This is a genomic window from Desulfobulbus alkaliphilus, assembly GCF_016918545.1.
Classification (GTDB): Bacteria; Desulfobacterota; Desulfobulbia; order Desulfobulbales; family Desulfobulbaceae; genus Desulfobulbus; species Desulfobulbus alkaliphilus.
Map to the genome: position 1 here is coordinate 81358 of NZ_JAFFQC010000007.1, position 14890 is coordinate 96247.

The 14890-nt window shown below is 53.9% G+C and carries 12 protein-coding genes and 1 tRNA gene; 6 read left to right on the plus strand and 7 right to left on the minus strand.

Going from position 1 to position 14890, the window contains the following annotated elements:
- Positions 1–71 precede the first annotated feature (71 nt).
- Positions 72–1202: a sensor histidine kinase gene (locus tag JWG43_RS05500; protein WP_205241817.1), complete on the minus strand. Its 1131-nt coding sequence runs from the start codon at positions 1200–1202 to the stop codon at positions 72–74.
- Between the two features lie 654 nt (positions 1203–1856).
- On the opposite strand from JWG43_RS05500, the gene JWG43_RS05505 reads away from it, so the two are divergent.
- From JWG43_RS05505 to JWG43_RS05525, 5 genes are all read left to right on the plus strand, one after another.
- Complete coding sequence (locus JWG43_RS05505; protein WP_205241818.1) at positions 1857–2915, plus strand: peptidoglycan bridge formation glycyltransferase FemA/FemB family protein; 1059 nt, start codon at positions 1857–1859, stop codon at positions 2913–2915.
- Positions 2916–3059: 144 nt separating this feature from the next.
- Complete coding sequence (locus JWG43_RS05510) at positions 3060–3338, plus strand: YitT family protein (protein WP_205241819.1); 279 nt, start codon at positions 3060–3062, stop codon at positions 3336–3338.
- Positions 3335–3721 (plus strand): PH-like domain-containing protein, encoded by a 387-nt coding sequence (locus JWG43_RS05515; RefSeq protein ID WP_205241820.1) that lies wholly within the window; start codon positions 3335–3337, stop codon positions 3719–3721. Before JWG43_RS05510 ends, JWG43_RS05515 begins: the two co-directional genes overlap by 4 nt.
- Before the next feature lie 456 nt (positions 3722–4177).
- Complete coding sequence (locus JWG43_RS05520; RefSeq protein ID WP_205241821.1) at positions 4178–4960, plus strand: dienelactone hydrolase family protein; 783 nt, start codon at positions 4178–4180, stop codon at positions 4958–4960.
- A gap of 228 nt (positions 4961–5188) precedes the next feature.
- On the plus strand, positions 5189–5800 hold the full coding sequence (locus JWG43_RS05525) for a histidine phosphatase family protein (protein WP_205241822.1): 612 nt from the start codon (positions 5189–5191) through the stop codon (positions 5798–5800).
- Positions 5801–5913: 113 nt separating this feature from the next.
- On the opposite strand, the gene JWG43_RS05530 is transcribed toward JWG43_RS05525, so the two are convergent.
- The 6 genes from JWG43_RS05530 to tadA all read right to left on the minus strand — a co-directional run bounded on the left by JWG43_RS05530 (position 5914) and on the right by tadA (position 13144).
- Positions 5914–6339 carry a DUF1622 domain-containing protein gene (locus JWG43_RS05530; protein WP_205241823.1) on the minus strand — a complete coding sequence of 142 codons (426 nt, stop codon included), beginning with the start codon at positions 6337–6339 and terminating at the stop codon, positions 5914–5916.
- Entirely contained in the window at positions 6336–9602 is a 3267-nt protein-coding gene (locus tag JWG43_RS05535; protein ID WP_205241824.1) for an efflux RND transporter permease subunit, read from the minus strand. Before JWG43_RS05535 ends, JWG43_RS05530 begins: the two co-directional genes overlap by 4 nt.
- Positions 9592–10755, minus strand: coding sequence for an efflux RND transporter periplasmic adaptor subunit (locus JWG43_RS05540; RefSeq protein WP_205241825.1), 1164 nt, complete (start codon positions 10753–10755; stop codon positions 9592–9594). Before JWG43_RS05540 ends, JWG43_RS05535 begins: the two co-directional genes overlap by 11 nt.
- Positions 10756–10761: 6 nt before the next feature.
- On the minus strand, positions 10762–12072 hold the full coding sequence (locus JWG43_RS05545) for a TolC family protein (protein ID WP_338033241.1): 1311 nt from the start codon (positions 12070–12072) through the stop codon (positions 10762–10764).
- A gap of 400 nt (positions 12073–12472) precedes the next feature.
- Positions 12473–12558, minus strand: a tRNA-Ser gene (locus JWG43_RS05550).
- Positions 12559–12664: 106 nt separating this feature from the next.
- A complete protein-coding gene (gene tadA, locus JWG43_RS05555; RefSeq protein ID WP_240193403.1) occupies positions 12665–13144 on the minus strand; it encodes a tRNA adenosine(34) deaminase TadA in 480 nt (159 codons plus the stop codon).
- A 346-nt stretch (positions 13145–13490) separates the two neighbouring features.
- Between tadA and JWG43_RS05560 the strand changes: the two genes are divergently transcribed.
- Positions 13491–14867: a sigma-54-dependent transcriptional regulator gene (locus JWG43_RS05560; RefSeq protein WP_240193404.1), complete on the plus strand. Its 1377-nt coding sequence runs from the start codon at positions 13491–13493 to the stop codon at positions 14865–14867.
- Positions 14868–14890: the final 23 nt, after the last annotated feature.

Consider the following 14890-nt stretch of genomic DNA (forward strand, 5'->3'; position numbering starts at 1 on the left):
GGACTGCTTCTCTTCTGCATGGCAGGTGTTATTGCTCAACGATCCGCCCTGATTGGATCGATCACCATTGTTTACCGTTCTGTGCCCGCATACGCTGGAAAGGTAATGGTAAAAGTCGTCCCCTCTCCGACCCTGCTCTCTACCTCGATCGTCCCGTCATGGGCCGAGACAATCCCGTGCACCACCGACAAACCCAGGCCGGTTCCTTGTTCCATGTCCTTGGTGGTGAAAAAGGGCAGAAAGATCTGTTCCCTGGTCTGCCGGTCCATGCCGATGCCGGTGTCCTCGACGATCACTCGCACCACCTTGTCGGCACTGATCGTGCGCAAGGTCAGTGTGCCTCCGCTGTCCATGGCTTGGATGGCATTGATCACCAAGTTGATCAGCACCTGGGTGACCTGCGAGGCATCCGCCAGAATCGGCGCTATCTTCGGATCAAAGACGGTCTTGAACCGGATGGCGCCCTTGGAGAAACGGGGCTCAATGAAGGCCATTCCCTCGGCCAGCACCTGGTTGAGATCTGTTTTGTTCTTATGCCTCGGCTTGGGGCTGCTGAACAGCATCAATTTTTTGATGATTTCCCGGGCATGCAAGATGGATTGAATAATTTTTTCGAGGTAGCGGACCGTCTGGGACGGTTCATCGATTTTTTTTTTCGCCAACTGCGCAAAACCGAGAATACCGGCCAACGGTTCATTGAGTTCATGGGCTACCCCCGCTGTCAGCTGCCCCACCTTGGCGAGGCGGTCGGCATGCAGCAACTGGGTTTCCAACTCGGCCCGTTTCTCGTTGGCCAGTTTGATACCGATCATCAAGGAAACCTGATGAGCAATGGCCTGGAGAAGTTTACGCTCCTCGGGAAAAAAACCGATCTCCAGGTCTTCCGCAGCCTCCTCCCGCTGATGATAAAAAACCTCGATAGCCCCATGGGGGGAGGCTTCCATCTTCAGGGTGTCGCGGAGTACATGGCCGGATTCCGTGAATCCTTCGGTTGTGTAGATCTTGTCCGCCACGATAATTCTTGCCCACACCTGATCAGGATACCGAAAGGCCGAAGGCAGCACATCCACAATCGCCTGCAGGACTTCGGCAACCGTTGTTTCCGTGTCAGCAACAATCTTGGCAATTTCATACAAACAGGAAAGTTCCTTGTTGCGCTCAATTAACTTAGCCCGTTCCTCCAGCAATGCTTGTTCTTTCATTCCCTGGTCCTTTCCGGCCTCCCGTCGCGTCATTCGACTACAACCAGGTTTGCCTGGATCGAGAAGTTGGGGAGCCTGTCGGTTGGGGAGAAATGACCCGCCGACCGTAAATTCCCCGATCGACACCCGCCGAGGCACCTTCCTGTTGCCGGGAAGCATTGCCCCCCATTTTCCGTGCATAATCCATAGCAGCCAACGTCCTGACCGTAAAAAGCCTGGATCCGTGAGCGTTCGTCCGTGATCCAAAACAAGCGTCCAGCCGTCATGGATTCAGGAAAATAACTGCTCAACTGGATGAAAACAGAAAGGCATGATACTTGCTAAATATCCTGTATCTATCAATGCCAACGGATAGAGCATCCTCTATGCGGGCGGTCATGACCACGCAAAGTCGGGCGCCTACGATCGCTTTCCCCCGAAGTGATCCGCGCAAAGATAGGAAAAGGTGACTCAGGAACAATGTCACCTGTCTAAACCACCCGAAATGGGAAAGCAAGTCTCATATCGGGTGACAATCAACACAACGGAGGTCAACCCTCCGTTACGGTACCCAACCAGAGCCGCTCCCGGACGGAGCGGCCCTTTTTTTTGTCTCGTCACCGTGTTGACGACCTGTTGCATCATCACAGGGAACACCTCAAGGAGAGTAGTGCCGTGCACTTGTCACTGAAACCGAAACAGCCACGGGAACTGTATCCAACAGATATTCTCTTTCAAAGCAGATACTGGGGAGAAGTAAAGGCCCGGCTGGGCTGGAAAACCTATGCTTTTGAAATGGACTCTTCCCGGCCCGGCAGGGATATGCTGGTGATCGTCAAACCCTTCAGTCCCGATGCCGTGGCAGCTTATGTGCCTCAAGGACCGGAATTCGCTCCTGATAAGGAGGAATACGGCCCTTTCCTGGAGGCGTTATCCGAATCGGTGCTGGAACATATGGACCGAGATATAGCGTTTATTCGCTACGATCTCCCGTGGGAATCACCCTATGCCGACGAAATGCAGCGGCAGAGCTGGCTCGATTTTCCCGAATCCAGGATCAGAGAGATGCGGATGAATTTCGGTACCAGGTACTGGAATCTCGTCAAAGCACCAGTCGATGTGACTGTTGCCAATACCTGCGTCATCGACCTGGATGGTGATGAAGCAAATATTCTGGCCCGCATGAAACCGAAAACACGATACAATATCAGACTGGCGGAACGTAAGGGGGTAGGAGTGCAGATCGTCTCCCCCGATCAACTGCCGATCTTTTACCGGTTGTATTGCCAGACTGCCCAGCGCAATGGCTTTCACGCCAGCGATTACCAGTATTTTGCTGCTCTTTTTTCGGCAAAAGAGCAGCAGGTTTCTTCACCGGAAGTCATGCTGCTGCTGGCGACTCATAAGCAGGATGCCCTTGCCGGGGCAATTGTGACCCTGTCGGAAAAAGGGGCTCTTTTCCTCCACGGGGGCTCATCCAATTATAAACGGGAGTTCATGGCCACATACCTCATGCACTGGAGGGCTATTGAGTATGCCTTGTCCCGGCAGTGCCGCACCTACGATATGGGGGCGATCTCGCCCAGCGACGACCCGGCTCACTCGTTTTACGGCATGTATCGATTCAAAACCGGGTTCGGCGGCCGAATCGTGCACAACAGCGGCTCTTGGGACTATCCGGTGCTAAAAGAGGTCTATCGGAACTTCAGAAACTATGAAATGGTCCTCTCGTAACAGGATCCGAGGCGCGCTGGCGAATAAAATCGCAGGCATAAACATACTATTCTGGGATTACCTTTGACAACGTAGCAAAGAGTGATGAGAATAGAGGAGTTTGTGGCTGGATACTCACTCTGCTGACGCCACCAGGGATAGAAAGTGGTGTTCAATATCCTGATTCTGTCCGTTTCAGCCTTCCTGTTTCCGGCGGAAATCGTACTGTATTCAATCCTCTGCGCTCTGGTCACCATGCTGGCGACAAACAGCGTTTTCCACGGACTCAACGAACGGGCAGCTATCCTGATCATTTCGGAAAAAGCACCAGATCTAGCTGACATCCTGACCTTGAAATACCGGTTTGGGGTCACCCGACTGCTTGGCCAAGGAGGATATCAGGACACCAGACTCATCAAGCCGCGAATGTTGCTCACTACATGAAAGGAGAACTGCATTTAAATGATAAAAGACACGGCCACTATCTCGGCACCGAGATTGCTGAAAAATGGTGGCACCGATCTTCTTGCGAGGGACTATTGGCGCGCGGCACCGGCGAGTTCTGGATCTATGATTCTGCCGTGCTTTTTCGACGTTACCTGACAAAAATCCCGACCGTGATTTCCTTCGATGATGTGGTTGATGTGAAGGTGGGCAGGTGGCATTCCGGGCGCTGGGCCGGTGGTTCGCCTGTGGTCAAGGTAGTGTGGGAAAACGCAGGCAATCGTCTCAGTTCTGGTTTTGTTTTTTCTTCCGATGTCCAAAAGACCGATCTGCTGGTTGAGGATATTCGATCGCATATGCGACATAGACCTCCTGGTCCCTAAAAATTTGTCCCTTGGCTCCATCTCCCCTTTACCACTGCGCTTACCCTTTTCGTGCCACTGCGAAAAGCTCCACACTCACCATATCATGCACCAGATGCATGCCGAGACGTTCGAAGTATCTGCACGATCCATACAGTACACCCCAGAGATGGACTCTGTCGGGTACCGTTTAGCTGGTGCAGGTGCATATCGGGAGCAACTCCAGTATACGGCTCATATTATTTAACAGTCTTTATTTTTTATTCTATCAAATCATATAAATGTTGCAACAAATGGGTGATTTGACATCTGCATTCAAAGACATGCAAACCTCAAAAAGGTTGCCATGGGATAACCAGACTTGTACGTTAAATGAATCCTCTCACAGAAGAGATTCCAGAAAATTGAGGTCGGTCAAGAGGAGTGGTTCTTCAATGTTTCAACAACGAAATCTCTACCACAAATCTGGAGGTTGTCATGAGAACTTTGCTCTTTGCTCTTGTATTCATTTTGCTTTCTGGTTTTCCGGCTCTGGCCGGGATAGTAACCAAAACTGTATCCTACAATATTGACGAAAACATTTTCGAGGGAATCATTGTGTACGACAGCACTGCAAACAGCATTCGCCCCGGAGTACTTATGGTTCCCAACTGGATGGGACCGTCCGAGCAATCCCTGGAAAAGGCCGCCCGTGTTGCTGGAGACAAATATGTGGTGTTCATAATCGATATGTATGGTCGTGAGATCCGCCCAAAGGACAGCAGTGAGGCAGCAATAGCCGCCGGCCAGGTCCGTCAGGACAGGGAATTGATGCGCAAAAGGGTCAATGTTGCCCTGACAACGTTCAGGGAGCAGTCTGACGAAGTCCCTCTGGACCCCGCCAGAATTGCGGCAATTGGATTTTGTTTCGGCGGAGGCGTAGTTCTTGAATTAGCTCGCAGCGGCACGGAACTGAAGGGTGTGGTCTCCTTTCATGGCAATCTGGACACTCCGAATACCGCTGATGCACAAAACATCCAAGCCAAAGTTCTGGTTTTGCATGGCGCGGACGACCCCCTGGTTCCTGATGAACAGGTTCAGACGTTCATCAGTGAGATGCGAGATGGTGATGTCGACTGGCAATTGGTCCATTATGGCGGAGCTGTGCATTCATTTACCGATCCTTATGCGTCCATGCCCGGAAGGGCTGAATACCACCCTGAAGTGGCCCGGAGAGCATTCACGACAATGGAACTTTTTTTCCAGGAGATTTTTGATTGAATGTGCTCTGGCCTGATTCAATGGATGCTACTCTTCGTCATTGAACTCCGGCACTGTCTCGATGAACTTTTGTGAATAGAGGACGGTCATAGTTGCATTTTAACAATGATGGTCCCTCAAGCATATTTTTATCAATCCATCCTTCGTGCATCTACTGGCCGTGTCAAAAAAATATCATATTATAACAAAATGATACATTATTAGCGATGAGTGCAGCACTGTAAGCAGATGAGAACTTTAACATCCACCTTTTCCGGCAGATTGTATAGAATATTACTGCTGATGCTGCTTACAATCTGCATAGGAACACAGTCGGAATCTCAAGCATCTCAACAAGCCTGGCAGGCACTGCAAGAGGGTACAGCCGTAGGCCTTATTCGCCACGCCATCGCCCCGGGAACAGGTGACCCGCCCGGGTTTCTACTTGGCGATTGTCTGACTCAGCGAAACCTTTCGCAGCGAGGTCGCATCCAATCTCAGCGTATTGGCGAGTTCTTCCGCGCCCACGGAATCAGAGAGGCATCAATATACTCCAGCCAGTGGTGTCGCTGCCTGGAAACTGCCCGCCTGCTGGAACTTGGCCCCGTTACAGAACTGACATCTCTCAATTCTTTTTTTAACGATCGTGCTAATGGTCCGAAAAAGACAGAAAAAACTAGGGCCTTTGTCTCTGCTTATCAGGGAAAAAGGCCACTCATTCTCGTGACCCACCAGGTCAACATCACTGCTTTGACAGGTATATTTCCAGCCTCCGGGGAAATTATCATCGTACAAAGAACCGAAGACGGGCTGGGTCAAGTTCTGGGCCGATTCAACGTCCCTGCTGATCCAGCCCAGTGATGTCCCTTTATTGCCAATGGGTTCGGTTGTCAATAAAAGACAAAAGCAGATTTGACCCCTCTTTATGACCCGTTTGCCACTAAAAACCCAGAAGCAGAACCCTTACTGACCCCTCACTGGAGATCTTGCTCCCCTGGCGGAGTACCCCCATGCTGGATACTTTTCCGGAATCGTGAATCCGGGGGTTTCTGCCACGGCCACATATTGGTCATTTCAAGCTCGATGGCAAAACTTAAAAACGTCCGAATCAGTACGATCACCGCAAGAATTCCGACGTTGGTAAACGACATCTCGATGGCGACGGTCTTGATGATGTCCGCAGCCACCAGAAACTCAAGCCCCAGGAGAATACCCCGGGCGAGCTGAAGGCGGTAGGCCTGGAACAGATCTTTTTGGAACCCCTTAGTGACCAGCAGATAGACGTTGGTCACGGTGGCATAAAGCGAAAAAAGCAGGATCGTCCCGATCCCCATTAACTCGAGCAATGCAATGCTCCACTCTGCTACCTCCTGCACCAGTGCCATCATAGGCCCAGTCATACCGACCCTCCTTTTGTTTGGTCAATTTCTTGCGCAGTTTCCAGTTTAATCCCGTACACCGCATAGAACGTCACCGGCACCACCAGCAGGGTGAACAAGGTGGACGCGAACAGACCGAATATAAGCGCCCAGGCCAGTCCGGAAAAAATCGGATCCAGGGTGATTGGCCAGGCACCCAGCGCGGTAGTCAAGGCGGTCAGCACGATTGGGCGTAATCGGATGGCGCCGCTTTGCAGGATGGCTTCCTTGACCGGCATCTTTTCCGCCAGGCTGACCTGGATGAACTCGATGAGGACCACTGCATTGCGGATAACGATGCCCCCCAGGGCGATCATCCCGATCATGCTGGTCGCGGTGAAAAAGACCAGACTGTCGTACCCACCGATCTCGCGCCCTGTCACCAGGTTCAAAAACCAGAAACCGGGCATGATCCCGATCAGGGTCAGGGGGATGGCCATCATGATCAAGACCGGCATGAGAAATGAATTGGTCTGCAGAATCAGCAGCATATAAATTCCCACCAAAGCCGCGGCAAAAGCGATACCCAGATCCCGGAAGACCTGCAAAGTGATTTTCCACTCCCCCTCCCCTGCCCATGTCACCCGGATACCATCCGGCAATGGATTCTGCTTGAGTCGGCCCTGCATATCGATGATGGCTTCAGCCGGGGCCCGGCCAGCCACATCGGCGGTGACATAGACCACCGGATCCAGGTTTTTGTGAAAGATGGGTTGCTCGTTCAAGATCCGGCGAACTTCGACCAGTTCGCCCAGTGGCACGATCCGCCCATCCGGGGTGGCCAGGGGGATCTGCGTCAGGGTAGTCATATTGCTGCGACTCGCCCTGGGCAGAATCACACGCACATGCAGGGTCTGACGTTCATTTTCCTGGTGAACTTGCGCCGGCGTCGACCCTCCGACAGCCATCTGCAGGGTCTGGACGATGGTCTGCGCGGAAAGCCCATGCAAGGCCGCTTTTTCCCGATCGATTACGAAATCGAGGCGATCGTGGGCTGCTTCGGCCATATCATCAATATCGACCACAAAAGGCTCTGTCCGCATGAGGGCTTTGATGGGCTCGGCCGCGGCGATCAGCTCATCATAGGTCGTGTCCGGCGAACCATGGATTTCGGCAACGATGGTGGCCAGCACCGGCGGCCCGGGGGGCATCTCCACCAATTGCATCCTGGCCCCGTTGCGCTCGGCGATCGCCGTGAGATCCTGGCGCAGTCGCAACAGGATGTCGTGGCTTTGCTCGCTTCGCTGGTCTTTCCCCACCAGGTTGACCCGGATATCGGCCTGATGTGGCGCCTGGCGCAGGTAGTAGCGGCGGACCATGGCGTTGAAGTCAATGGGAGAGTATGTTCCCGTATAGGTCACATAGTGGGTAACTTCAGGCACGGTGCGCAGGTAGGTTTCGAAATCGCGGACAACTGCATCAGTGGCTTCAAGAGTCGTCCCCGCGGGCATATTGATGACAATCTGGAACTCATTTTTATTGTCAAAAGGCAGAATTTTCAGCGGGACCATCCGAAAAAGTGCCAGCATTAGCGACAGGACCAGCAGCACGATGATGGCGACCGCCAGCAATCGACGGTTGATCCGGGAGGTCAGAAAAGGGGTCACCACCTTGCGATAGAAATCGAATATCCATTGAGGAGGCCCTTTGTCATTTTGCGAGGCGGCCGTATCGGAACCGGCACGGGGATGGTTGCGCAGCAGTCTGTAGGTCATCCAAGGCACCACGGTCAGGGCCGCGAGAGTGGAGAAGATGACGGTCAGGGGGACATTGGCGGACATAGGTGCCATGTAAGGACCCATCATGCCGGTGATAAAAAACAGGGGGACAAAGGAAATAATGATGGCGATGGTTGAAATGATCACCGGCGGCAGGACTTCGCTGACGGCGAACAAGGTCGCCTTGAAGGGATTGCGCCGGCCCATGAAAATGTGCCGCTGGATGTTGTCCACATTGGTGATCGGATCGTCGACCACCAGTCCAAGCGACAGAATCAAGGCAAACAAGGTGACCCGGTTGATGGTGAAGCCCAGAAGGTGGTTGAAAAAAAGCGCCAGGCTGAAGCTGATCGGAATGGCCACGGCCACCACCAGCGCCTCGCGCCAGCCCAGGGCCAGGGATAGCAGCACCACCACGGTGATAATGGCCAGGAGCAGCGAAAGCAGCAATTCGTTGACTTTCTGCTGAGCGGTGTCGCCGTAATTGCGGGTGACCACCACTGTCACCCCGTCCGGAATCAGATCCTGTTCAAGCCGATCAATTTCAGCCAGGATACTGCGTGAAACAGCCACAGCGTTGGTGCCCGGTTTTTTAGCCAGAGCCAGGGTAACAGCCGGATAGGTCAATGGCTGATCCTGCAGATGCTCCGCCTGCCTGACCCGGTGGGAATGGCCCAACCTTGTGTAATGGGTGACTTCCGCTGGTCCGTCGGTGATTTGAGCGACTTCGCGCAAAGAGACCGGCCGCCCGTCGTGGACAGCCACAACCAGTTGTTCCACATCCCGCACCGAGCGCAGGAACGAATCAGCGACAACGGTAAAATTGCGGTTGAATCGGTCGATATTCCCGGCGGTAACCGACACATCGGCCTCCTGCAGGGCCTGGTTGATCTGCAGCAGAGAGAGGTTGTAGCCGGACAAGGCCTCGGGCAGCAGCTCCACCCGGATTTCGCGAGGCCGGCCACCGACAATTTCGGTGCGCGAGATATCCTCCAGTCTGGACAACCGCCAAAGCACCTCCTCGCCGATGCGTCTGAGTTCGTGATCGTCGTATTGATCCGAATAGAGAGCAAGGGTGACGATGGGGACATCGTCGATTTCAACCGGCTTGATCACCCACCCCTGGACGATGGGAGGGGCCTGGTCGATGTGCATGGTGATCTGGTTGTGGAGCTTGACCAGTGATTCGACCCGGTCTTCACCCACATGAAAGCGGACCGTGACGATCGCCACGCCCCGCCGGGAAACGGAATAGACGTATTCAACCCCATCGATCTGCCACAACAACTGCTCCAGCGGTGTGGCAACCAGTTTTTCCACTTCCCTGGGGCTGGCCCCCGGCGCCTGGATGTAAATATCGGCCAGGGGAACAACAATCTGCGGGTCTTCTTCGCGTGGAGTGATGAAGATGGCTGTTGCTCCCAGGCAAAGAGCGATGACCAGCACCAGTACCGCCGGTGTGCCGGCCAGAAACGGCCGAACGATGCCGGAAATCAACCCGGTCGGCTCGCGCCCGTTATCGGCCATCGTCACCCGGCTCCCCGATCAGCAACGTCTCTCCACCTTCGAGCCCCGAGAGCACCTCGATCAGGTCATCGTACATGGCGCCGGATTTGATAGAGCGGCGCTGCCAGCCCTCCGGTGTTTGTACCGTCACCAGTTCGAGTTGGCCCACCCGCCGCACAGCCCGAGGGGGGATCAGGACCACATCCATTTCCCCATGAGGGATCATCAGTTTACCGTACATGCCGGGTAAGGCGCCGTCGATTTCCGGCAGGTCGGCCTTGACCAGAAAGGTGCGCGTTCGGGGATCGACAAAGGGAACGATGCGGTCGATCTTGGCGTCGACTGTGGTATCGAGCGTGGCCAGCCGGACCGGCCGAATGTCACCCAAGCGCACCCTGTTCACCAGGTTTTCAGGGACAATGGCCTCAATCTGCAGGCCCTGAGCCGTGCGCAGCAGCAATAAAGGTTTGCCCGGCGTGGCCATGTCGCCGGGATCAATCAGACGTTCGAGCACCTCGCCGTCGACAGGGGCGGTCAGCTCACTGTATCCGTGGGAAATTTCCGCCTCCCGAACTCTCTCCCGGGCCTGACCGATATCGGCCGATGCGGCTGAAAGCCCCTCCTGCGCTCGACGCAGGGCCGCTTGAGCCTGCAAAAAACGCGAGCGCACCTGCTCGAGATCCTGCTCGGTGGCCGCTTCGAGTTCGTAAAATCGCTCGACCCGTCCATAAGCCCTTTCAGCCTCTGCAAAAGCGGCTTGGGCCGCATTGAGCGTTTGCCTGGCTTGTTCGCCCCGGGCCGTTGCGGAGTGCAGGGATTGGCGAGCCTGATCCAATCTGGCCTGCAGTTGAGCGTCATCCAGACGCACCAGCAGATCGCCCTGGACGAAGGTCTCCCCCGCCTCAACCAAAACCGCCGTAACCGTTGCCCGCACCTGAGCCTCGATACTGGCGTGCGTCCGGGGCATGACGGTGCCGACGGCACTATACCATTCGGTGACCGTGTGCACGATCGCTTCGACGGTTTCAGCTTCGAAGCGCTGGTCGCCCTCCGTCGGCTGCATGTGGCCGGGGCCCACCCGGTCACCGGAAAATAACCACAACGCCAGAATAAGAGCGGCCAGCCCTGTGATGGCCAACACCAGTATGGATAGCTTCTTTTGATTGACTGGCATAACGGATCATTCTTGTGGAGATGATCTTTCAAGCGCCCATAAACCAAGAGCGCGCGCCACCTCTGCATCGGCCCTGATCCGATCATAAAAGGCGGTGGTTGATCGCATTCGCGCCCGGTTGCGGTCGAGCTCGGCTTCCAGGTAACGGGTGATCGGCACCGCACCTCCCCGGTACAGTTCCTTGATCAGCCGAAAGGATTCTTCGGCGCTTTCCACGCTGCGCATAGCCACCATAGAGCGTGCTTCAGCCTCCTGGCGTTTCAAATAGCTGGTTTTCACATCGTGCTTGACCTGCAGGATAGCACTGCGGTCGGCTGCCAGCATTTGCCTGAACACGGCCTGCGCCTGGTTCACCCGGGCCGAACGGGAAAAACCGGTGAAAATATCCCAGTTCAAAACCAGTGCGGCCGTCCAGTTCTCACGGTCCAGATTATACTCCAGATTGGGGTCGGCCAGGTAGTAGGCGGCTACCAGATCCAGCCGAGGCAGGTAAGTGCCCTTTGCCGCGGTCATGCCGATGTGAGATTTGATCACCTGTTGGCGTGCCTGCAACAGTTCCGGGCGGTGCGCCAATGCCAGAATGATACCGGCATCATAATGGTCAGGGATGGTCGGAGGCTGCCCAGTGTTTTCTGCCAACACTGCACCCTGTTCAATCCAAGCGGCGGGATCAAGGCCCATCAGGTTGGCCAGCGCCGCACGAGCAAGTTGAAGCCGGTTTCGGCTTGCAACGAGCTGCTCGTGCGCCTCGGCCTGCCTTACTTCCAGGGAAAGGAGGTCCGCTTTATAGGCTGCGCCTCCTTCATAGTGTACTTGGGTGATTCTGTATTGTTCGGCCACCGTATCCACCGATGTTTCGGCTATGCGGATAAAATCCCGCGCGGACAGAACGTTATAAAAGGTACTGATCACTTCCGCGGTAAGGTTATTGACAACCTGGGCGCGCTGTCCGCGCGAAATATCGATATCCGACCGGGCCATCATGGTGGCTGAATAGTCCTGGAACCCATTGAACAGATTCATCCTGCCCCTTATCCCGGATTCGAAATTCTCAAACCAACCGGGATTGTTGAAATCGATATCGGGCGGCAGCATGCGTTGGTCGATTGTCTTGAAGAGATACGCCGATGGAGCGTCGCCTTGCATGTATTCCGTGTACGCCGTCAGCTGGGGCCAGAAGGCGGCCTCAGCCATGGCGCGCATCGCCCGGGCCTGTTCGATACGCCATTTGGCCTGCTCCAGATCGGGATTGTTTGCAAAGGCGGTTTCGATCGCCTCGGCCAGGGAGAGCGGCGCGGCGCTGGAGGCCGAATTCACCAAGGTGGGTGTACCGGCATCGGCGTAAACCGGTTGCGGGTAAGCGCTCCGAATTTTTTCATAGGAGGGAGGTGCAGGAAAGGCGCAACCGCATAGAAGCCCTACGAGTAACCAGAGCAGAATCGTCGGGCCGCGGCGTTTAATAATCAGAGGAAGTGTGGAAGATCTTCGCCCATCTTGCATGTGCGCTCATTCATGGGTGCGGTTGATGGAACCAGGTTCAACCATCATTATCAATGGCAGGTAGCCATTTTTTTACCCTACCGCACCTTTCAGGAGAGTTCAACACGAAGGTGGATATTGAACATAAAGGTGTACGTACCGTTGAAGAAATGGTGGTTTGAAGGGCACAGCAGAGAAAAAAATAAGCCCTTGAAAATCAAGGGCTTATTTTTATATATGGCGGAGAGGGTGAGATTCGAACTCACGGTACTTGCGTACACACGCGTTCCAGGCGTGCACCTTAAACCACTCGGTCACCTCTCCTGATTTTGGGACACATCGAGCAACAACGGGAAACCAGAGGTGTATCCATTGCCGGTGCATTTGGAGCATCTATCTAGCCTGCACGTCACTTTTTTACAATAGAAAATTACCGCCGATTTCGAAAAAAATCCCGCAGCAGCGTGCTGCACTCTTGCGCCAGAACGCCGCCAGTGATGGTAAAAGTATGATTGAGCTGCTGGTCGGCACCGATGGCATACTTTGAAACCACTCCCCCGCCCTTAGGGTCCGTGGCCCCGAAGACCAGCCTGGCGATGCGGGCGTGCACCAGCAGCGCCGCACACATGGGGCAGGGCTCCAAAGTAACGTACACCGTCACCCCGGGTAAACGGTAATTACCGATTTTTCGGGCTGCCGCCCGGATCGCCACCATTTCCGCGTGCCCGGAAGGATCTACAGCAACAATACAACTATTGCCTGCTTCCGCGACAACAAGCCCACTGCTATCGACAACAATCGCTCCCACAGGAACCTCGCCAAAGGCAGCAGCCTGGCGTGCCAGGATGAGGGCTCTACTCATCATCAACTCATCAATGCCGGTCCACTCTGTTGTCAATCCTGTGTGCATAAATGTTCTCTGCTCCTCAGAGAGACCTTGTATTAGTAACGGCCGGACTGCTGCCAGAACTGTATTATCTTGTAATCATTATATAATTTTAGAAAAATTCTCCCAATACGCTTGCACCCGCCACCCTTGGGGCCGTTCGTCCGCACGCCTTTTTATTACCCGTACCCGTCCGATAAAATGTCCTTTAATTGAACGGTCACGAACAACAAAGTTGACGCAGGTACGAACGCTCTCGGATCCAGGCGACAACTTCCCTTTGCTTTTTCACGCAGGAAGGTATACTATTACCAAAAAGAGATTGAAAGTACCAGATGGAAATCAGGACAGCAACGGAGCATGGATCATCATGGAGAAAAAAGTATCTGTACTCGCCTATGAATGCCCTCCGGAAAGCCGCAGTAATATCGAGCAAGCTTTAGCCAGCACCTCCGATATTACCTACCAGAATGATCCGAAGTTGTTGAAGCGGGAGATGAATAATAAACAGTTTGATATCATCTTCATGAATGTTCGTCCGGAAAATGGCAGAAAAATTGATCTGTTGGAAAAAATCCACGATCAGACTCCCAACACTCCCATCATAGTCACATGTGATCAAGCAGATACCGGCACGATCGAAAAGGTGATCGGCGCAAAGATCTACGATGTACTCACCCATCCCTTTTCTCCGGCCTTGATCAAACGGTTGGTGCGGCAGGCTCTGCACAGTCGGCAACAGGAAAATGAACTGGCCTACCTGCGCCGCACCCAGGATATTGTCTATGACTTCGATCGAATCATTGCCGAGAGTGATAATTTCAAAACCATCATTGCCAGCCTGAAAAAATTCGCCGCCACCGATGCCACCATTCTCATCACCGGCAAAACCGGCACCGGCAAGAGTTTTCTTTCCGGCACGGTGCATTATAATTCACCCCGCAGGCACTACCCCTTTGTCAAGATCAACTGCGCCAACATTCCCGAGGCGTTGCTGGAGAGCGAATTGTTTGGTCACGAAAAGGGTTCGTTCACCGGCGCGGATAAGCAGCGTATCGGTCGTTTCGAGCAAGCCGACGGTGGGACTATCTTTCTTGATGAGATAGGCGAGATCTCCATGGAACTGCAGTCAAAATTACTGCGGGTGCTGGAGGAAAAATCTTTCGAGCGGGTGGGCGGCAACAAGACCATCAAAGTGGATATCCGTCTCATAACCGCCACCAACAGAGACCTGCCGGAACGGATCGCTACCGGTGAATTCAGGGAAGATCTTTTTTACCGGATCAATGTATTGCCGGTGCATCTGCCTCCACTCAAGGACCGCCCCCGCTGTCTGGCCCCTTTGGCGGAAAAACTTCTGCACCAGGCGATCGTCGCCATGAAAAAAACTCATATCAAAGGATTTACACCCGAGGCACTAACCATAATCCGCGGATATGAATGGCCGGGGAACATCAGGCAACTGGCCAATACCATTGAGAGGGCAGTCATCCTTGAAGAAAGTGATCGTATTGGCATCCAGGCGCTGCATATTCCGGAACTGTTTACCCGAGCACCGGCGGAAGAACGGATTACCGAACCGCTGGAAGCCCAGGAAAAAGCCCTGATACTCAAAGCTTTGACAGAAAACCTCTGGGTTCAAAAAAATGCAGCCCGTTGCCTGGGCATAAGTCCCAGAGCTCTGAACTACAAGGTGAAAAAATTCGGTATCACCCACGAAAACTGGCGTAAACACAAAAAAAAATGAAATGTCAGCAACCGGTTTTCACG

What these genes read in the sequence shown, in the direction of transcription:
- JWG43_RS05500 (WP_205241817.1), bottom strand. Translation starts at nt 1,202, where the DNA reads ATGAAAGAACAAGCATTGCTGGAGGAACGGGCTAAGTTAATTGAGCGC.
- JWG43_RS05515 (WP_205241820.1), top strand. Translation starts at nt 3,335, where the DNA reads ATGAAAGGAGAACTGCATTTAAATGATAAAAGACACGGCCACTATCTC.
- JWG43_RS05520 (WP_205241821.1), top strand. Translation starts at nt 4,178, where the DNA reads ATGAGAACTTTGCTCTTTGCTCTTGTATTCATTTTGCTTTCTGGTTTT.
- JWG43_RS05525 (WP_205241822.1), top strand. Translation starts at nt 5,189, where the DNA reads ATGAGAACTTTAACATCCACCTTTTCCGGCAGATTGTATAGAATATTA.
- JWG43_RS05530 (WP_205241823.1), bottom strand. Translation starts at nt 6,339, where the DNA reads ATGACTGGGCCTATGATGGCACTGGTGCAGGAGGTAGCAGAGTGGAGC.
- JWG43_RS05535 (WP_205241824.1), bottom strand. Translation starts at nt 9,602, where the DNA reads ATGGCCGATAACGGGCGCGAGCCGACCGGGTTGATTTCCGGCATCGTT.
- JWG43_RS05540 (WP_205241825.1), bottom strand. Translation starts at nt 10,755, where the DNA reads ATGCCAGTCAATCAAAAGAAGCTATCCATACTGGTGTTGGCCATCACA.
- tadA (WP_240193403.1), bottom strand. Translation starts at nt 13,144, where the DNA reads ATGCACACAGGATTGACAACAGAGTGGACCGGCATTGATGAGTTGATG.
- JWG43_RS05560 (WP_240193404.1), top strand. Translation starts at nt 13,491, where the DNA reads ATGGAGAAAAAAGTATCTGTACTCGCCTATGAATGCCCTCCGGAAAGC.